Origin of the sequence: Citrobacter sp. Marseille-Q6884, assembly GCF_945906775.1 — a bacterium.
GTDB lineage: Bacteria > Pseudomonadota > Gammaproteobacteria > Enterobacterales > Enterobacteriaceae > Citrobacter.
Window position 1 is genome coordinate 18,600 of the sequence record NZ_CAMDRE010000001.1, and the last position, 18,985, is coordinate 37,584.

Sequence of the window (18,985 nt, forward strand, 5' to 3'; positions counted from 1 at the left end):
ATGAAATTATCCCGCGTGAGCGCCATCAACTGGAATAAGATCGAGGATGATAAAGATCTTGAGGTATGGAACCGCCTGACCAGCAATTTCTGGTTACCGGAAAAAGTGCCGCTTTCTAATGATATTCCTGCCTGGCAGACGCTAAACGCCGCCGAACAGCAACTCACCATCCGCGTTTTCACCGGACTGACGTTGCTCGACACGATCCAGAATATTGCCGGTGCGCCAGCGCTGATGAAGGATGCAATCACTCCGCATGAAGAGGCGGTGTTGTCGAATATCAGCTTTATGGAGGCCGTACACGCGCGTTCATACAGCTCTATTTTTTCCACCCTGTGCCAGACCAAAGATGTGGATGCGGCTTACGCCTGGAGTGAGGAGAACGTGCCGCTCCAGCATAAGGCAAACATCATTCTTAACCATTACGCCAGCGACGATCCGTTGAAGAAGAAAATTGCCAGCGTATTTCTGGAGTCTTTTCTGTTTTATTCCGGCTTCTGGCTGCCGATGTATTTCTCCAGCCGGGGTAAGTTGACCAATACCGCCGATTTAATTCGCCTGATTATCCGTGATGAAGCGGTGCACGGTTATTACATCGGTTATAAGTTTCAAAAAGGGCTGGAGTCTATTACGGAATCTGCACGTGAAGAACTCAAGAATTTTGCACTCGACCTGCTGATGGACCTGTATGACAACGAAGTCCTCTACACACAAGCGTTGTATGCGGAAACGGACTGGGTTGATGACGTCAACGCATTCCTTTGTTACAACGCCAATAAAGCGTTAATGAATCTGGGTTATGAGCCCTTATTTCCGGCCGAAATGGCAGAGGTCAATCCGGCGATCCTTGCGGCTCTCTCTCCTAATGCAGACGAAAATCACGATTTCTTTTCCGGCTCAGGTTCGTCATATGTCATGGGAAAAGCGGTCGAAACGGAGGACGACGACTGGAACTTTTAGCTCTCATTATTGTGGTAAATACGCTATGTTTTCCGCAATAATATTTTAAGGAGATCACATTTTTATCACACAAATATTATTGTGTGATCTACACTCAATATTAGCTGTCTTATTCGCCTGAATTTCAACAATTCAGGCGGCATTTTGCTGTCATTTACAAAAAATATCGACAAGGTCCTATCCACGCTCAGCCCTTATATCATGGGAAATCTCGCCATCTGGCCTCCAGCAATATTCATGCCACTAACAAATTCAGGGTTGTCTCAGATTCTCAGTATGTTAGGGTAGAAAAAGGTCACTATTTCCATCAGGTAATATATCGATATAAACAAATAACAGGAATCATTCTATTGCATGGCAATTAAATTAGAAGTTAAAAATCTCTATAAGATATTTGGCGAGCATCCACAGAGAGCGTTCAAATATATTGAAAAAGGACTTTCAAAAGAGCAGATTCTGGATAAAACAGGGCTATCGCTTGGCGTTAAAGACGCCAGTCTGGCCATTGAAGAAGGCGAGATATTTGTCATCATGGGATTATCCGGTTCGGGTAAATCCACAATGGTACGCCTTCTCAATCGCCTGATTGAACCCACCCGCGGACAGGTACTCATTGACGGCGTGGATATTGCAAAAATATCCGATGCCGAGCTTCGCGAGGTGCGCAGAAAAAAGATTGCGATGGTGTTCCAGTCCTTTGCGCTGATGCCGCATATGACGGTGCTCGATAATACGGCATTCGGTATGGAATTAGCCGGTACTGGCGCGGATGAGCGCCGTGAAAAAGCGCTGGATGCGCTACGCCAGGTCGGGCTTGAAAATTATGCCCATAGCTATCCCGATGAGCTTTCCGGTGGTATGCGCCAGCGTGTCGGTCTTGCCCGCGCATTAGCCATTAACCCTGATATCTTATTAATGGATGAGGCCTTCTCGGCGCTCGACCCATTAATTCGAACAGAGATGCAGGATGAACTGGTAAAACTGCAGGCGAAGCATCAACGTACCGTGGTCTTTATTTCTCACGATCTTGATGAAGCGATGCGTATTGGCGACAGAATTGCCATTATGCAAAATGGCGAAGTGGTGCAGGTGGGTACACCGGATGAGATCCTGAATAATCCGGCCAATGATTATGTGCGCACCTTCTTCCGCGGTGTTGATATTAGCCAGGTGTTCAGCGCTAAAGATATATCTCGCCGTAGTCCTGAAGGCTTAATTCGTAAAACGCCAGGCGTGGGTCCGCGCTCGGCGCTGCAATTATTGCAGGACAAAGATCGTGAATATGGCTACGTGATTGAACGTGGTAATAAATTCATCGGCGTGGTCTCCATCGACTCATTAAAAGCAGCCCTGAGCCAGGCACAAGGTATTGAGGCTGCGTTAATCGATGAACCCTTAGCCGTGGATGCACAAACGCCTCTGAGCGAGTTGCTTTCTCATGTTGGACAGGCGCCGTGCGCGGTACCGGTTGTCGATGAGGAACAGCAGTATGTGGGCATTATTTCAAAACGCATGCTGTTACAGGCTTTAGATCGTGAGGGGGCAAACAATGGCTGATCAAACAAACCCGTGGGATACCACACCTGCGGCCGATAGCGCCGCACAATCCGCAGATGCCTGGGGCACGTCATCCGCTGCGCCTGCCGACGGTGGTAGCGCAGACTGGCTGACCAGCGCACCGGCACCAGCACCTGAGCATTTCAACATTATGGATCCGTTCCATAAGACGCTGATCCCGCTGGACAGCTGGGTCACTGAAGGGATCGACTGGGTTGTGACCCATTTTCGTCCCGTCTTCCAGGGCATTCGTGTTCCGGTTGATTACATTCTGAATGGCTTCCAGCAGTTGCTGCTGGGCATGCCCGCGCCGGTGGCGATTGTCATTTTCGCGCTGATCGCCTGGCAGATTTCCGGCGTTGGAATGGGCATCGCCACGCTGATCTCTTTGATCGCTATCGGCGCAATTGGCGCCTGGTCGCAGGCCATGATAACTCTGGCGCTGGTGCTGACCGCGCTGTTGTTCTGCGTGGTGATCGGTCTGCCAATGGGGATATGGCTGGCGCGCAGCCCACGGGCAGCAAAGATTGTTCGCCCGCTACTCGATGCGATGCAGACCACGCCAGCGTTTGTCTACCTGGTGCCGATTGTCATGTTGTTCGGTATCGGTAACGTCCCGGGTGTAGTGGTGACGATTATCTTCGCCCTGCCCCCGATTGTGCGTCTGACCATTCTGGGGATTAACCAGGTTCCTGCGGATCTGATTGAAGCCTCACGCTCGTTTGGCGCCAGTCCACGTCAGATGTTGTTCAAAGTGCAGCTCCCTCTGGCGATGCCCACCATTATGGCGGGGGTTAACCAGACGCTGATGCTGGCCCTCTCCATGGTCGTCATCGCCTCAATGATCGCGGTTGGCGGTCTGGGTCAGATGGTGTTGCGCGGTATCGGTCGCCTGGATATGGGGCTGGCTACCGTCGGTGGTGTCGGGATTGTCATCCTCGCCATTATTCTGGATCGTCTGACGCAGGCCGTCGGCCGCGATTCGCGCAGCCGTGGTAACCGTCGCTGGTACACCACCGGACCTGTTGGGCTTATCACCCGCCCGTTCATTCAGTAATTCACCCATTGCCCGGTGGCGCATTGCTTACCGGGCCCACACGTCCCTCCAATAATTAAGGAACAACGATGCGACAGAAAGCTATTATTGCCACAGCGTTTGCCACCCTTGTCTCCACCAGCGCTTTCGCTGCCGATCTGCCGGGTAAAGGCATCACTGTACAACCTATCCAGAGCACCATCTCTGAAGAGTCCTTCCAGACGCTGCTGGTAGGCCGTGCGCTGGAAAAACTGGGGTACACCGTCAACAAAACAAGCGAAGTAGATTACAACGTAGGCTACACCTCCATTGCCTCTGGCGATGCGACTTTTACCGCCGTGAACTGGCAGCCGCTGCATGATGATATGTATGCTGCCGCAGGTGGAGATAAAAAGTTTTATCGCGAGGGGGTATTCGTCACGGGTGCCGCGCAGGGTTATCTGATCGACAAGAAAACGGCTGAGCAGTACAACATCACCAACATCGCCCAGTTAAAAGATCCGAAGATTGCCAAAATCTTTGACACCAACGGCGACGGTAAAGCCGACATGATGGGTTGCTCTCCGGGCTGGGGCTGTGAAGCGGTCATCAACCACCAGAACAAAGCGTTCGATCTGGAAAAAACGGTCGATGTCAGTCACGGCAACTACGCGGCGATGATGGCGGACACCATTACCCGTTTTAAAGAAGGCAAACCCGTCCTTTACTACACCTGGACGCCGTACTGGGTGAGCGACGTGATGAAGCCAGGCAAAGATGTGGTCTGGTTGCAGGTTCCGTTCTCTTCCCTGCCGGGCGAGCAGAAAGACATTGATACCAAACTGCCGAACGGTGCCAACTATGGCTTCCCGGTCAACACCATGCATATCGTGGCGAATAAGGCCTGGGCAGAGAAGAACCCGGCAGCGGCAAAACTGTTTGCGATCATGAAGCTGCCGCTGGCGGATATCAACGCGCAGAACGCGATGATGCACGATGGCAAATCTTCTGAAGCAGACGTACAGGGTCACGTTGATGGTTGGATCAAAGCCCACCAGCAGCAGTTCGACGGCTGGGTGAAAGAGGCGCTGGCCGCGCAGAAGTAACCTGACCTTTACGCCGGATGGCGGCGCGATGCGCCCTGTCCGGCCTCCTTCCACGCTCGCCAGCCGGGAAGCCCCTTCGCCTAAAGCGCACAATCCACCACGTAACAAACCAACAACATTCATCAACTTCCGCTATTATTCATTTCCCTGGCAATTATCATCTGACTTACGACTCACACTAATGACCAAACCCACTCATGGGCTTAGCCCGGCGCTGATCGTTCTCATGTCTGTGGCAACCGGCCTCGCCGTCGCCAGCAACTATTACGCGCAACCCCTACTCGACACCATCGCACGCAACTTCGCGTTGTCCGCCAGTACGGCCGGCTTTATCGTCACCGCCGCCCAACTGGGTTACGCTGCGGGTCTGCTGTTTCTGGTGCCGCTCGGCGATATGTTTGAACGCCGGACGCTTATTGTCTCCATGACGTTACTGGCGGCGGGCGGGATGTTAATTACCGCCAGTAGCCAGTCACTGGCTATGCTGATCCTCGGAACGGCGCTGACCGGCTTATTTTCGGTCGTGGCGCAAATTCTGGTTCCGCTGGCCGCCACGCTTGCTACGCCGGATAAGCGTGGCAAAGTCGTCGGCACGATTATGAGTGGCCTGCTGCTGGGCATTCTGTTGGCACGTACCGTCGCCGGGCTGCTGGCCAATCTCGGCGGCTGGCGTACCGTATTTTGGGTGGCATCGGGATTAATGGCGCTGATGGCGATTGCGCTGTGGCGCGGCCTGCCGAAGATGAAATCTGAAACTCATCTCAACTACCCTCAACTGTTAGGCTCCGTATTCAGCCTGTTTATTCACGATAAATTGCTGCGTACCCGCGCGATGCTGGGCTGCCTGACCTTTGCCAACTTCAGTATTCTCTGGACATCAATGGCGTTTTTGCTCGCGGCGCCGCCCTTTAACTATTCGGAGGGGATGATTGGTCTGTTTGGACTGGCAGGCGCTGCCGGTGCGTTAGGCGCGCGTCCGGCGGGGGGGGTTGCCGATAAAGGCAAATCCCATCTTACGACGACGGCAGGACTGCTGTTACTGCTGCTCTCCTGGCTGGCTATCTGGCTCGGCCATGTTTCAGTACCCATGCTGATTATCGGTATCCTGGTGCTGGATCTCACCGTCCAGGGCGTGCATATCACCAACCAGACGGTCATCTATCGCCTTTACCCTGATGCACGTAACCGGCTGACCGCCGGATACATGACCAGCTATTTTATTGGCGGTGCCGCAGGTTCACTGATTTCGGCCTCCGCCTGGCAGCATGCCGGTTGGGTGGGCGTTTGTCTGGCGGGTATGACCGTTGCCGTACTCAATCTGCTGGTCTGGTGGCGAGGATTTCACCGCCAGGAAGCCGTAAATTAAGCGTATCGCTCACGTTTACCTCTGTTTGGGCTCCTCAGGGTGTTAAGGAGCTCATCAGTCTGCTAAGGTTATAACTCATTGAGCCAGGTTATTTTAATTTCGGTAATGAAGCACACAATCTTATGGAAAGCCCTGTTCCCCAGTCTGAACCCAGCCCGGCAACGTTAACGGAAGGATTCAAAGACAGCCTGCCGATAGTGATCAGCTATATTCCGGTCGCTTTTGCATTTGGTCTCAATGCCACTCGCCTGGGCTTTACTCCGATTGAGAGTGTCTTCTTCTCCTGCATTATCTACGCGGGAGCCAGCCAGTTTGTTATCACCACCATGCTTGCCGCAGGCAGCTCACTGTGGGTCGCAGCACTCACCGTGATGGCGATGGATGTTCGCCATGTTTTGTATGGCCCTTCCCTACGAAGCCGTATCGCCAGGCGACTGAGCAAACCGAAAAGCGCACTCTGGGCCTTTGGTCTCACCGATGAAGTGTTCGCCGCCGCAACGGCAAAACTGGTGCGGGATAATCGGCGCTGGAGTGAAAACTGGATGATTGGCATTGCGCTATGCTCATGGATTTCCTGGGTATTTGGCACGGTCATTGGCGCATTTTCCGGCAGCGGCTTACTGAAAGATTTTCCCGCCGTTGAAGCGGCGCTGGGTTTTATGCTCCCGGCGCTGTTTATGAGTTTTCTGCTCGCCTCTTTCCAGCGTAAACAGGCGCTTTGCGTTAGCGCGGCATTAGCCGGAGCGCTGGCAGGTGTGATGTTGTTTTCGATCCCTGCCGCCATCCTCGCAGGCATCGTCTGCGGATGCCTGACGGCGCTCATACAGTCGTTCTGGCAGGGAGTGCCTGATGAGCTATGACGTATTGCTGCTCGGCCTGCTGGTCGGCTGCGTAAATTACTGTTTTCGTTATCTGCCGCTCCGCCTGGGCGTGGGCAATGTTCGCCCGACGAAACGCGGTGCGACAGGCATATTACTCGACACCATCGGTATTGCATCAATTTGCGCCCTGCTGGTGGTGTCTACCGCACCAGAAGTGATGCACGACATCCGTCGGTTCGTGCCTACGCTGGTGGGGTTTGTCGTACTGGGTGCAAGTTTCTATAAGACCCGCAGCATTATCATTCCGACATTACTGAGTGCTCTGGGCTATGGATTAGCCTGGAAAATGCTGGTCGTCATATAGATAAAAATAATCATTTTAAATAAATAATACATTTACTTTATTTGTCACCGTCGTTACTATATCGGCTGAAATTAATGAGGTTATACCCAAATGGATAGTTCGTTTACGCCCATTGAACAAATGCTAAAATTTCGCGCCAGCCGCTACGAAGAGTTCCCTTATCAGGAAGTTCTTCTGACTCGTCTTTGCATGCACATGCAAGGCAAGCTGCTGGAAAACCGCAATAAGATGCTGAAAGCTCAAGGGATTAACGAGACATTGTTTATGGCGTTGATTACGCTGGAGTCTCAGGAAAACCACAGTATTCAGCCTTCTGAACTCAGTTGTGCGCTTGGCTCGTCACGGACGAACGCCACTCGCATCGCGGATGAGTTAGAAAAGCGTGGCTGGATCGAACGTCGCGAGAGCGATAACGATCGCCGTTGTCTGCATCTGCAATTGACCGAGAAAGGCCATGCGTTTTTGCAAGAGGTATTACCGCCTCAGCATAACTGCCTGCATCAGCTCTGGTCATCTCTCAGTAACACCGAAAAAGATCAGCTTGAGCATATCACCCGTAAACTTCTGACTCGTCTTGACCAGATGGAGCAGGATGGCGCGGTACTCGAAGCGCTGCGCTAACGCGTCGACTCGCTCAGACATCCAGATTTATAAAAGAAAAACCGACAGGCCAGCACGTCATACTGCTGGCCTTTCTGATAAACAGGTCGGCTCAGCCGATGTGAAAAAAAATAAGATCGTGGAGAACAACATGAGCGCAAATGCGGAGACTCAAACCCCGCAGCAACCGGTCAATAAGAATGGCAAACGTAAAAGTGCGCTGCTCCTTTTGACCTTGCTCTTTATTATCATTGCCGTGGCATATGGGATTTATTGGTTTATGGTACTGCGTCATGTCGAAGAGACTGACGATGCGTACGTGGCAGGGAACCAGGTTCAAATCATGGCACAGGTATCAGGCAGCGTGACGAAAGTCTGGGCTGATAACACTGACTATGTCAAACAAGGCGATGTGCTGGTCACGCTGGACCAGACCGACGCTAAACAGGCGTTTGAAAAAGCGAAAACGGCATTGGCCTCCAGCGTGCGTCAGACGCACCAGCTGATGATCAACAGCAAACAGCTACAGGCCAGCATTGAAGTGCAGAAAACCGCACTGGCGCAGGCACAAAGCGACTTTAACCGTCGCGTTCCGCTGGGTAATGCCAACCTGATTGGCCGTGAAGAGCTGCAACATGCGCGTGATGCCGTTGCCAGCGCACAAGCTCAGCTTGATGTCGCCATTCAGCAATATAATGCCAACCAGGCCATGATCCTCGGCAGCCGCCTGGAAGAACAACCCGCCGTACAACAGGCAGCGACCGAAGTGCGCAATGCCTGGCTGGCGCTGGAACGTACTAAAATTGTCAGTCCAATGACCGGCTATGTTTCCCGCCGCGCCGTACAGCCTGGCGCGCAAATTAGCCCCACCACACCGCTGATGGCTGTTGTACCGGCCACGAATCTGTGGGTGGATGCAAACTTCAAAGAAACGCAGTTAGCGCACATGCGCATCGGCCAACCGGCGACAGTCATCAGTGATATTTACGGTGATGACGTGAAATACACCGGTAAAGTGGTGGGTCTGGATATGGGGACAGGTAGCGCCTTCTCCCTGCTGCCCGCACAAAACGCAACCGGTAACTGGATCAAAGTGGTACAGCGTCTGCCGGTTCGCATCGAGCTGGATGCGCAACAACTGGCACAGCATCCGCTGCGAATTGGTTTATCTACGCTGGTCACCGTCGATACGTCCAATCGTGACGGACAGATCCTGGCAAGCCAGGTCCGTACAACGCCGGTCGCTGAAAGTAATGCGCGAGAAATCAATCTTGATCCGGTCAATAAGATGATCGAAGAGATCGTGCGGGCCAACGCGGGCTAATTCAAAGGTGCGTGTGATGCAACAGCAAAAACCGCTGGAAGGCGCGCAGCTCGTCATCATGACGATCGCGCTGTCGATGGCGACATTCATGCAGGTGCTGGACTCCACCATTGCTAACGTGGCAATCCCCACTATTGCCGGGAACCTGGGCTCTTCTCTGAGCCAGGGGACCTGGGTGATCACTTCGTTCGGGGTGGCGAATGCCATCTCGATCCCGATCACCGGCTGGCTGGCAAAACGCGTTGGCGAAGTGAAACTGTTCATGTGGTCAACCATCGCCTTTGCCATTGCGTCGTGGGCGTGTGGTATGTCCAACAGCCTGAACATGCTAATTTTTTTCCGCGTGGTTCAGGGGATTGTCGCCGGTCCGTTAATTCCGCTCTCACAGAGCCTGTTACTGAATAACTATCCCCCTGCCAAACGATCCATCGCGCTGGCGCTATGGTCAATGACGGTGATTGTCGCCCCTATTTGTGGCCCTATCCTCGGGGGCTACATCAGCGACAACTATCACTGGGGCTGGATATTTTTCATCAACGTGCCTATCGGTATCGCGGTGGTCTTGATGACGTTGCAAACCCTGCGCGGTCGGGAAACCCGCACCGAGCAGCGACGTATTGACGCCATTGGTCTGGCTTTGCTGGTCATTGGTATCGGTAGTTTGCAGATTATGCTCGACCGCGGTAAAGAGCTGGACTGGTTCGCCTCGCAGGAAATTATCATCCTGACTGTGGTTGCCGTGGTGGCCATCAGCTTCCTGATAGTCTGGGAGCTTACCGACGATCACCCTATTGTCGATCTCTCGCTGTTTAAATCGCGGAACTTTACCATCGGCTGTTTGTGTATCAGTCTGGCCTATATGCTCTACTTTGGCGCAATCGTCCTGCTGCCGCAGTTGTTGCAGGAGGTCTACGGATACACTGCGACATGGGCGGGTCTGGCGTCAGCGCCGGTTGGGGTGATTCCGGTGATCCTGTCGCCGATTATTGGCCGCTTTGCACACAAACTGGATATGCGTCGGCTGGTGACGTTCAGCTTTATTATGTATGCCGTCTGTTTCTACTGGCGTGCATGGACGTTCGAACCGGGTATGGATTTTGGTGCATCGGCCTGGCCGCAGTTTATCCAGGGCTTCGCCGTGGCCTGCTTCTTTATGCCGCTGACCACAATCACGCTGTCGGGTTTACCACCTGAGCGTCTGGCGGCAGCATCGAGCTTGTCTAACTTTACACGTACGCTGGCGGGGTCAATTGGCACGTCGATTACCACCACCATGTGGACCAATCGCGAGTCACTCCACCACGCGCAGTTAACGGAGTCCGTCAATCCGTACAACCCTAATTCGCAGGCCATGTATGAGCAACTGCAGGGTTTAGGAATGACGAAAGAACAGGCATCCGGCTGGCTGGCTCAGCAAATCACCAACCAGGGGCTGATTATTTCCGCCAACGAGATCTTCTGGATGTCAGCAGGTATCTTCCTGCTACTTCTGGGTCTGGTCTGGTTCGCCAAACCGCCATTCGGCGCGGGTGGCGGCGGAGGCGGCGCGCACTAATAAAAAAGCCAGTTCATCTGAACTGGCTTTTTTTGTGCCGGAGGAAGACTAGATGTGCAGTTCCTGCAGCTTCTCTTTCGGCAGCGCCAGCTCTTCATTGCTGTTAACACGCACGTCGTGTTCCAGGATGTGGCGCGCAATATCCTGCGCTTCGCTCAGGGAGTGCATCTGATACGTTCCGCACTGGTAAACGTTCAGTTCCGGGATCTGATTCTGATCCTGCACTTTCAGCACGTCAGCCATCGCCGCTTTCCAGGCGTCAGCTACGCGCTGTTCATCTGGCGTGCCAATCAGGCTCATATAAAAACCGGTGCGGCAACCCATCGGCGAAATATCGATAATCTCGACGCCGTTACCGTTAAGGTGGTTACGCATAAAGCCCGCAAACAGGTGTTCCAGAGTATGGATGCCTTTCTCTGGCATCACTTCTTTGTTTGGAACGCAGAAACGCAGATCAAACACGGTGATTGCGTCGCCATGCGGGGTGTTCATCGTTTTTGCAACCCGGACCGCGGGCGCTTCCATCCGGGTGTGATCGACAGTAAAACTATCTAACAACGGCATTTAGCCACCTCCGATAAATTTTTTAAAAATAATCTGAACTCTTTGTTCCGGGGCGAGTCTGAGTATATGAAAGACGCGCATTTGTTATCATCATCCCTGTTTTCAGAGATGAAATTTTGGCCACTCCCGAGTGGCCTTTTTCTTTTGTATCAGGCGTGCTTGTCCAGCCACACGTCAAACGGCTCAGTATCAGCCGCTTCAATTTCCTGCTGACGACGCTTTGAAGCCTCGCGTTCAGCAATAAATGCATCTTCCTGCACGATTTCAAACGGTTCTTCACGCAGCAGATTACGGTAAGCCTCGCCCAGCGCTTTACCCGTGCCGCCGATACCCGTATCAATCATAGACCGCAGAATACGCGCTGAGAATGTCAGCTCAGGATTATCAAAGCAGGCGACCAGCTCGTCACATACTTTTTGATATTCCTCTCCTCCGTGGATGCTGTCCAGCGTTTGTGCCACGCGTTTCAGGTCACTGAACAGATCTTTCCCGACTTTTGTCAGCGGGAACTGCGCCGTTGCACAGCCAATACCTAACGTCAGGCCCGGTTTACGACCTTCCAGAATCACCCGATTCCAGTTGGTGCGCGTACAGAGCAGTTCATCGCTGCTCATTTCCGGCGCATCGGCCAGCGCACACCAGACCATAAACAGATCGAGGAAACGCACCTGCTGCTCATCCACACCAATCGGCGAGAAGGGGTTAATATCCAGCGAACGTACTTCAATGTACTCGATGCCGCCGCGCAGCAGCGCATCAGACGGCGACTCTCCGCTACGTGTGACGCGTTTCGGACGAATAGGCGCGTACAGCTCGTTTTCAATCTGCAGAACGTTGCTATTGATTTGCAGACGCTTACCGTCTTTCTCCAGGCCAATCGCCGCATATTCTTCAGAAGGCGTTTTAATCGCGCGCTTCAATCCTGCCACATACTCATGCAAATCGTTAAACGTAATTCCGAGATTGCTTTGCGACTTATTGGTATAACCCAAATCGCTCAGGCGCAACGACGTGGCATAAGGCAGGTAATACATACCACAATCGGTTTTTTCAAACGGCAGCGTTGTGGGTTTACCTTGCAGGAAGGAGGAACAAATGGCCGGAGATGCGCCAAACAGATACGGGATCACCCAACCAAAACGGTAATAGTTGCGGATCAGACGGAAGTAGCCTGCGGAGATTTTCTCTTTCGCGTCGATACCGTCCGTGACGCCGCATTTCGCTTCCCAGAAAGCCATCGGCAGAGAAAAATTGTAGTGCACGCCGGAGATGGTTTGCATCAACGCGCCGTAACGGTTTTTGAGACCTTCACGGTACAGTGTTTTCAGACGCCCAACGTTCGAGGTACCGTACTGAGCCAGCTCGATATCCTGACCTTCGGCAATATAACAAGGCATGCTCAACGGCCACATACGCTCATCACCCAGGTTTCTGGCGGTATAGCGATGCAGATCGCGCATGAACGTGAGCATTTTCTGAATATCATCGCCCGGAGGAGTAATAAACTCGAGCAGAGCTTCAGCAAAATCAGTGGTGATCCACTTATGCGTTAGCGCTGAGCCTAACACATCAGGATGCCCCGTCGTTGCTAATGAGCCATCCGCATTAACACGCAGCGTTTCGCGCTCCAGCCCACGTTGAATCCCCTTTAACGCCTGAGGATGTTTTTCCAGCCAGGCCAGTGCCTGTGATACGTCCGGGATCAAATTGACCTCCCGCCTGTCAAAATCGTTTTAATTAGCATAATGGTAATGGTTACCCTACAGGCTATCCCACAACACAATTAGTGCCACCACATAATGCCTTGCGTCGTAACCGCTGCGACCACAACATAGCGCAGCGCCTTGCCAAGACATAAAAAAAATATTACCGGGCCCCACGAGATGCGCATCCATCCAGCTAACAGGCACAGCAAATCACCCACAACCGGCATCCAGCTTAATAAGAGAGTGACAGCGCCATAGCGCTTTAGCCAGCCAGTGGCTTTCTCTTGCCAGCGCGATGTTTTACGCAAAGGAAAGAAACGCCCAAGGATAACGTTAGTTAACCCTCCAAGGCTATTACCCATTGTTGCTGTTAAGACTAAGACCCAGGGATGACTTACCCCAGAAACCAGCAAGGCAACTAAAACAACTTCAGAATTACCAGGCAATAGCGTGGCGCTGAGAAAACTACTGGCAAACAGTGACAGGAGTGACAGAGCATCACTCACAATAACCGAACATCCACGGCATCCATTCCTGCTGCACGCGCCGCCTGCAGCCCAAAATCAGCATCTTCAAACACGACACAGCGAGCCGGGGCTACACCCATACGCTCAGCACACAATAAGAAAGTATCAGGAGCAGGCTTGTGCCGTTGTACATGGTCAGCAGCGACCACGGCATCAAAATAGTGACGCAACCCAAGATGAGCGAGCAGCGCTTCCGCAATCGCACTTTCACTCCCGGTACCGACCGACATAGGGCGGCGACCATGCCAGGCTTTCACAACCTCGACCAACGGTAAAGGCTGGACATTGTCCAACAGCATGCTTTTAACCTTATCGGTTTTTTCACGAGCCAGTGCATGAGGGTCCAGATCGGCATGATTCAGTTCAATAACCGACTGGGCAATACGCCACGTTGGGGAGCCGTTGAGAGCGACCATAGCTTGTTCATCAAAACACAGGCCATAGTGTCCTAATACCTCGTGCCACGCTTTGCGGTGCGTGGGTTCAGTATCCAGGATGGTCCCATCCATATCAAAAATCAAACCCGCATAACGTTCGTACATCGTCTTCTCACAAGCCGAATGACCAGACGTTATTTTATCGTAATTGATTGATTTTGTCGCTGACAGCGAATTGAGGATTGTTCAGGGAGCAAAGAGATTATTCAGAAAGGGAGGAGATGGTGCATCCGGGAGGATTCGAACCTCCGACCGCTCGGTTCGTAGCCGAGTACTCTATCCAGCTGAGCTACGGATGCATCGGGAATTGCTGATTACTACTAATACTACGAAGAAGATGGTGCATCCGGGAGGATTACTCGGCTGCGCCTCGCCCTACGGGCCGTTGCTGAAGCAACGTTATCCTCCCTGGCACTCGCGATTATCTCGCAGACCATGAAACAACAGTTTGGCTGTTATCTCGGAGAAGATGGTGCATCCGGGAGGATTCGAACCTCCGACCGCTCGGTTCGTAGCCGAGTACTCTATCCAGCTGAGCTACGGATGCATCGGGAATTGCTGATTACTACTAATACTGCGAAGAATATGGTGCATCCGGGAGGATTCGAACCTCCGACCGCTCGGTTCGTAGCCGAGTACTCTATCCAGCTGAGCTACGGATGCATCAGGGAAACTACTTCACTGCAGATTTTTGATATCGCCGCTAAAGCCATATCAAGTAAGAGATGGTGCATCCGGGAGGATTCGAACCTCCGACCGCTCGGTTCGTAGCCGAGTACTCTATCCAGCTGAGCTACGGATGCATCAGGGAAACTACTTTACTGCAGATTTTTGATATCGCCGCTAAAGCCATATCAAGTAAGAGATGGTGCATCCGGGAGGATTCGAACCTCCGACCGCTCGGTTCGTAGCCGAGTACTCTATCCAGCTGAGCTACGGATGCAAATGGCGGTGAGGCGGGGATTCGAACCCCGGATGCAGCTTTTGACCGCATACTCCCTTAGCAGGGGAGCGCCTTCAGCCTCTCGGCCACCTCACCAACACGCCTCTTACGAGTGCTTCGAAGAACTTGTTTCTGCTCATCGTCGCTGCGTGGCGCACATATTACTTTCTGGGACTTATAAGTCAAACAATTTTTCCAGCGCTTTTATCGTTTGCACACTTCACGCGCAATTAGTCTGCAAAAACGGCAAAAAGAGTGTTTTATCAACAGATAAATTGGCATTTTCACGAGGCGATGAACAAACAGAAAAATCACAGAGAAAGACAATAAGGGAACTGGCGTAGAGGAATTGGGTAAGATGAAGAACAAAAGAGAGGAGAGAAGAGTAAAACACAATCAGGTTGCGCCTCACCAGAAAGGTGAGACGCGAAAACCTTAGTAACTGGACTGCTGGGATTTTTCAGCCTGGATACGCTGGTAGATCTCTTCACGATGGACAGAAACTTCTTTCGGGGCGTTGACGCCAATGCGCACCTGGTTGCCCTTCACCCCTAAAACTGTCACGGTGACCTCATCGCCAATCATGAGGGTCTCACCAACTCGACGAGTCAGAATCAGCATTCTTTGCTCCTTGAAAGATTAAAAGAGTCGGGTCTCTCTGTATCCCGGCATTATCCATCATATAACGCCAAAAAGTAAGCGATGACAAACACCTAAGTGTAAGCAGTCACGGCATCACATTCTGTTAAACCTAAGTTTAGCCGATATACACAACTTCAACCTGACTTTATCGTTGTCGATAGCATTGATTCGCATGCTGTAACCAAGGGCTACAGCATGCGCTAACGCTTATAGTTATTACAGTTTTGCGCTGACCCAGCCTTTCACACTGGCTAACGCTGCTGGCAGAGCCGCAGCATCCGTACCACCGGCTTGCGCCATGTCCGGACGACCACCACCCTTACCACCGACCTGCTGAGCGACCATTCCAATCAGTTCCCCTGCTTTCACGCGATCTGTCACATCCTTAGACACACCCGCAATCAGAGAAACCTTACCTTCGACTACCGTTGCCAGTACAACAACAGTGGACCCCAGTTGATTTTTCAGATCATCAACCATCGTACGTAGCATTTTAGGCTCAACGTCCGCCAGCTCGCTCACAAGCAGCTTCACGCCGTTGATATCAACCGCTTTGCTGGAAAGATTTGCGCTTTCCTGCGCTGCGGCCTGTTCCTTCAATTGCTGCAATTCTTTCTCGAGCTGACGAGTACGCTCCAGTACGGAACGCACTTTATCACCCAGATTCTGGCTATCGCCTTTCAGCAGCTGTGCAATATCGCTTAAGCGATCGCTCTCAGCATGCACGGTATGGATAGCGCCTTCGCCCGTTACGGCTTCGATACGGCGAACGCCTGCCGCAGTGCCGGATTCGGACACAATACGGAACAAGCCAATATCACCCGTACGGCTGGCGTGAGTCCCGCCGCACAGTTCGGTGGAGAAATCACCCATGCTCAGAACGCGCACATGGTCATCATATTTCTCACCAAACAGCGCCATCGCGCCTTTGGCTTTTGCAGCCTCGAGATCCATGACATTGGTTTCAATAGGCAGGTTGCGACGGATTTGCGCATTCACCAAATCTTCAACGGCACGAATTTCAGATGGCTTCATCGCTTCAGTATGAGAGAAATCGAAACGCAGCACTTTATCGTTGACCAGAGAGCCTTTCTGCGCCACATGCGTGCCCAGAATCTGGCGTAACGCCGCATGCATCAGGTGCGTTGCGGAGTGATTTAAACGAATACGCGCACGACGAGCTTCATCCACATCAGCCTGTACCGCATCGCCCACTTTCAGTGAACCTGCGGACAGCTTGCCAATGTGACCAATCGCCTGGCCATATTTTTGCGTGTCGCTGACAGCAAAAGCGAAACCAGCGCCTTTCAGTTCGCCTTTATCGCCAACCTGACCACCGGATTCAGCATAGAACGGCGTCTGATCCAGAACGACAACCGCGTCCTGACCGGCGTTAATTGTGTCTACGGCTTTACCATCGACAAACAGCGCGGTCACTTTGCCGTTCAGTTCCAGGCTCTCGTAGCCTTTAAATTCAGATGAACCATCAACGCGAATCATCGCATTGTAGTCAGCACCAAAACCGCTGGCTTCACGCGCACGGCGGCGCTGTTCTTCCATTGCGGCCTCAAAGCCCGCTTCATCCACCTTGATGTTGCGCTCGCGGCAAACGTCCGCAGTCAGGTCAACCGGGAAGCCATAGGTGTCATACAGACGGAATGCGGTTTCACCATCCAGCGTATCGCCGGACAGTTTTGCCAGTTCTTCATCCAGCAGTGCCAGACCACGTTCCAGCGTACGCGCAAACTGCTCTTCTTCGGTTTTCAGAACCTGCTCAACCATGGCCTGCTGACGCTTCAGTTCTTCACCAGCAGAGCCCATGACGTCTACCAGCGGCCCCACCAGCTTGTAGAAGAAGGTGTCTTTCGCGCCCAGCATGTTGCCATGACGCACAGCACGACGAATGATACGACGCAGCACATAGCCACGGTTTTCATTCGACGGCACCACACCATCGGCAATCAGGAATGCGCAAGAACGAATATGGTCAGCAATAACGCGCAGTGATTTGTTGCTCAGATCGGTCGCACCGGTCACTTTCGCCACGGATTCAATCAGCGAGCGGAACAGGTCAATCTCGTAGTTGGAGTTAACGTGTTGCAGCACAGCAGCAATACGCTCCAGACCCATACCGGTATCTACGGACGGTTTTGGCAGCGGTTCCATGGTGCCGTCAGCCTGACGGTTAAACTGCATGAAGACGATGTTCCAGATCTCAATGTAGCGATCGCCATCTTCTTCCGCGCTTCCCGGAGGGCCGCCCCAAATGTGGTCACCGTGATCGTAGAAAATTTCGGTGCACGGACCGCAAGGACCGGTGTCGCCCATCTGCCAGAAGTTGTCGGAAGCATATGCCGCACCTTTGTTATCACCAATACGGATGATACGTTCGCGCGGGATACCGACTTCTTTTTCCCAGATTTCATAGGCTTCATCGTCTGTTTCGTAGACGGTTACCCATAAACGCTCTTTCGGTAGGGCAAACCAGTTTTCACCCGTCAGCAGTTCCCATGCATATTGAATAGCGTCGTGTTTGAAGTAATCGCCGAAGCTGAAGTTACCCAGCATTTCGAAGAAGGTATGGTGACGTGCAGTGTAACCGACGTTTTCCAGATCGTTGTGTTTACCGCCCGCGCGTACGCAACGCTGCGAGGTGGTTGCGCGGGAATAATTACGCTTGTCGAGGCCAAGGAAAACATCCTTGAACTGGTTCATCCCGGCGTTGGTAAACAACAAAGTAGGGTCATTGTTTGGGACCAGGGAGCTGCTGGCAACTACCTGATGTCCTTTACTGTGGAAAAAATCGAGAAACGCCTGACGGATCTCAGCGGTGCTCTTGCTCATAATTATCCTGAAGAAATCAAGCTAACGAAATGTCATTACCAGCATCGGCACGCGATCTGCGCCTCTGGCAATCGAAAAGTGGGAATAAGATAAGTTTTCTTTACTGGGAAGTAAAATCCCGTATGCGCTCAATCGTCAAAATTTCGCCATATTGCCTGAATATCTTCCATCAGATAGCCGCGATAGAGCAAAAAACGCTGGACCTTTACCTTTTCTGAGAACGCCTCTGGCAAGGGTTCTCCGTATTTTCGGATTGCCTGTTCTCGCGCCAGCCGCGCCCAGTCAATTTCGCAATCACGCATCGCGCGCTCAATCCCCTCACGGGAGATCCCTTTCTGCCCCAATTCCTGGCGCACCCGCGCAGGTCCGTAGCCTTTGCGGCTCCGGCTGGCAATAAACTGCTGAACGAAACGCTCATCATCAAGGTAGCGGCTTTCAATACACCAGGCGATGACCTTGTCGTAATCCTCCGGTGTCGCGTCAATTTCTTCCGGTCCGTTTTTCCCCATCACCGGTGCGGCCAGTTTTCGTCGCAGTTCCTGTTCGCTGTGATCCCGCATGGCGAGAATGCGGACTGCACGGTCAAGCAGTCGGGAATAAGCGGATCGGCGGGGAGTTGCATCTGTCATAGTGAACCTTCGAAAATGGAAAAGG

The 18,985-nt window shown here is 52.5% G+C and carries 17 protein-coding genes and 6 tRNA genes; 10 read left to right on the forward strand and 13 right to left on the reverse strand.

The features are described from left to right. The 10 genes from nrdF (at position 1) to emrB (ending at position 10,668) form a co-directional block, all read left to right on the forward strand. A complete protein-coding gene (nrdF, locus tag N7268_RS00110) occupies positions 1 to 960 on the forward strand; it encodes a class 1b ribonucleoside-diphosphate reductase subunit beta (protein WP_260861361.1) in 960 nt (319 codons plus the stop codon). A gap of 354 nt (positions 961 to 1,314) precedes the next feature. Further along, complete coding sequence (gene proV, locus N7268_RS00115; RefSeq protein WP_260861362.1) at positions 1,315 to 2,517, forward strand: glycine betaine/L-proline ABC transporter ATP-binding protein ProV; 1,203 nt, start codon at positions 1,315 to 1,317, stop codon at positions 2,515 to 2,517. Next, positions 2,510 to 3,574 (forward strand): glycine betaine/L-proline ABC transporter permease ProW, encoded by a 1,065-nt coding sequence (gene proW, locus N7268_RS00120; RefSeq protein ID WP_260861363.1) that lies wholly within the window; start codon positions 2,510 to 2,512, stop codon positions 3,572 to 3,574. Before proV ends, proW begins: the two co-directional genes overlap by 8 nt. Positions 3,575 to 3,642: 68 nt before the next feature. Next, the gene (gene proX / locus N7268_RS00125) at positions 3,643 to 4,638 is read left to right on the forward strand and encodes a glycine betaine/L-proline ABC transporter substrate-binding protein ProX (protein WP_260861364.1); all 996 of its coding nucleotides are present in this window, start codon (positions 3,643 to 3,645) and stop codon (positions 4,636 to 4,638) included. A gap of 181 nt (positions 4,639 to 4,819) precedes the next feature. Next, entirely contained in the window at positions 4,820 to 6,004 is a 1,185-nt protein-coding gene (locus N7268_RS00130; protein ID WP_260861365.1) for an MFS transporter, read from the forward strand. A 122-nt stretch (positions 6,005 to 6,126) separates the two neighbouring features. Next, entirely contained in the window at positions 6,127 to 6,864 is a 738-nt protein-coding gene (locus N7268_RS00135) for an AzlC family ABC transporter permease (protein ID WP_260861366.1), read from the forward strand. Then, a complete protein-coding gene (gene ygaH / locus N7268_RS00140) occupies positions 6,854 to 7,189 on the forward strand; it encodes an L-valine transporter subunit YgaH (protein WP_260861367.1) in 336 nt (111 codons plus the stop codon). The genes N7268_RS00135 and ygaH overlap by 11 nt, the downstream gene beginning before the upstream one ends. Positions 7,190 to 7,279: 90 nt before the next feature. Beyond that, a complete protein-coding gene (mprA, locus tag N7268_RS00145) occupies positions 7,280 to 7,810 on the forward strand; it encodes a transcriptional repressor MprA (protein WP_198906181.1) in 531 nt (176 codons plus the stop codon). A 130-nt stretch (positions 7,811 to 7,940) separates the two neighbouring features. Then, positions 7,941 to 9,113 (forward strand): multidrug efflux MFS transporter periplasmic adaptor subunit EmrA, encoded by a 1,173-nt coding sequence (gene emrA / locus N7268_RS00150; protein ID WP_260861368.1) that lies wholly within the window; start codon positions 7,941 to 7,943, stop codon positions 9,111 to 9,113. A gap of 16 nt (positions 9,114 to 9,129) precedes the next feature. Then, positions 9,130 to 10,668 (forward strand): multidrug efflux MFS transporter permease subunit EmrB, encoded by a 1,539-nt coding sequence (gene emrB / locus N7268_RS00155; protein WP_260861369.1) that lies wholly within the window; start codon positions 9,130 to 9,132, stop codon positions 10,666 to 10,668. A gap of 48 nt (positions 10,669 to 10,716) precedes the next feature. On the opposite strand, the gene luxS is transcribed toward emrB, so the two are convergent. The 13 genes from luxS to recX all read right to left on the reverse strand — a co-directional run bounded on the left by luxS (position 10,717) and on the right by recX (position 18,960). Continuing rightward, positions 10,717 to 11,232: an S-ribosylhomocysteine lyase gene (luxS, locus tag N7268_RS00160; protein WP_260861370.1), complete on the reverse strand. Its 516-nt coding sequence runs from the start codon at positions 11,230 to 11,232 to the stop codon at positions 10,717 to 10,719. Positions 11,233 to 11,381: 149 nt separating this feature from the next. Next, positions 11,382 to 12,938: a glutamate--cysteine ligase gene (gene gshA / locus N7268_RS00165; RefSeq protein WP_260861371.1), complete on the reverse strand. Its 1,557-nt coding sequence runs from the start codon at positions 12,936 to 12,938 to the stop codon at positions 11,382 to 11,384. 77 nt (positions 12,939 to 13,015) lie between these two features. Continuing rightward, positions 13,016 to 13,444 (reverse strand): YqaA family protein, encoded by a 429-nt coding sequence (locus N7268_RS00170; RefSeq protein WP_198906171.1) that lies wholly within the window; start codon positions 13,442 to 13,444, stop codon positions 13,016 to 13,018. After that, complete coding sequence (gene yqaB / locus N7268_RS00175; protein WP_260861372.1) at positions 13,441 to 14,007, reverse strand: fructose-1-phosphate/6-phosphogluconate phosphatase; 567 nt, start codon at positions 14,005 to 14,007, stop codon at positions 13,441 to 13,443. Before yqaB ends, N7268_RS00170 begins: the two co-directional genes overlap by 4 nt. Positions 14,008 to 14,124: 117 nt before the next feature. After that, a tRNA-Arg gene (locus N7268_RS00180) sits at positions 14,125 to 14,201 on the reverse strand. 171 nt (positions 14,202 to 14,372) lie between these two features. Continuing rightward, positions 14,373 to 14,449, reverse strand: a tRNA-Arg gene (locus N7268_RS00185). A 39-nt stretch (positions 14,450 to 14,488) separates the two neighbouring features. Next, positions 14,489 to 14,565, reverse strand: a tRNA-Arg gene (locus N7268_RS00190). 63 nt (positions 14,566 to 14,628) lie between these two features. After that, positions 14,629 to 14,705, reverse strand: a tRNA-Arg gene (locus tag N7268_RS00195). Positions 14,706 to 14,768: 63 nt separating this feature from the next. Further along, a tRNA-Arg gene (locus tag N7268_RS00200) sits at positions 14,769 to 14,845 on the reverse strand. 3 nt (positions 14,846 to 14,848) lie between these two features. Beyond that, positions 14,849 to 14,941, reverse strand: a tRNA-Ser gene (locus tag N7268_RS00205). Between the two features lie 339 nt (positions 14,942 to 15,280). Continuing rightward, positions 15,281 to 15,466 carry a carbon storage regulator CsrA gene (gene csrA / locus N7268_RS00210; RefSeq protein WP_000906486.1) on the reverse strand — a complete coding sequence of 62 codons (186 nt, stop codon included), beginning with the start codon at positions 15,464 to 15,466 and terminating at the stop codon, positions 15,281 to 15,283. A gap of 237 nt (positions 15,467 to 15,703) precedes the next feature. After that, on the reverse strand, positions 15,704 to 18,331 hold the full coding sequence (gene alaS, locus N7268_RS00215; protein WP_260861373.1) for an alanine--tRNA ligase: 2,628 nt from the start codon (positions 18,329 to 18,331) through the stop codon (positions 15,704 to 15,706). Between the two features lie 128 nt (positions 18,332 to 18,459). Beyond that, positions 18,460 to 18,960, reverse strand: coding sequence for a recombination regulator RecX (gene recX, locus N7268_RS00220; protein ID WP_260861374.1), 501 nt, complete (start codon positions 18,958 to 18,960; stop codon positions 18,460 to 18,462). Positions 18,961 to 18,985 lie beyond the last annotated feature (25 nt).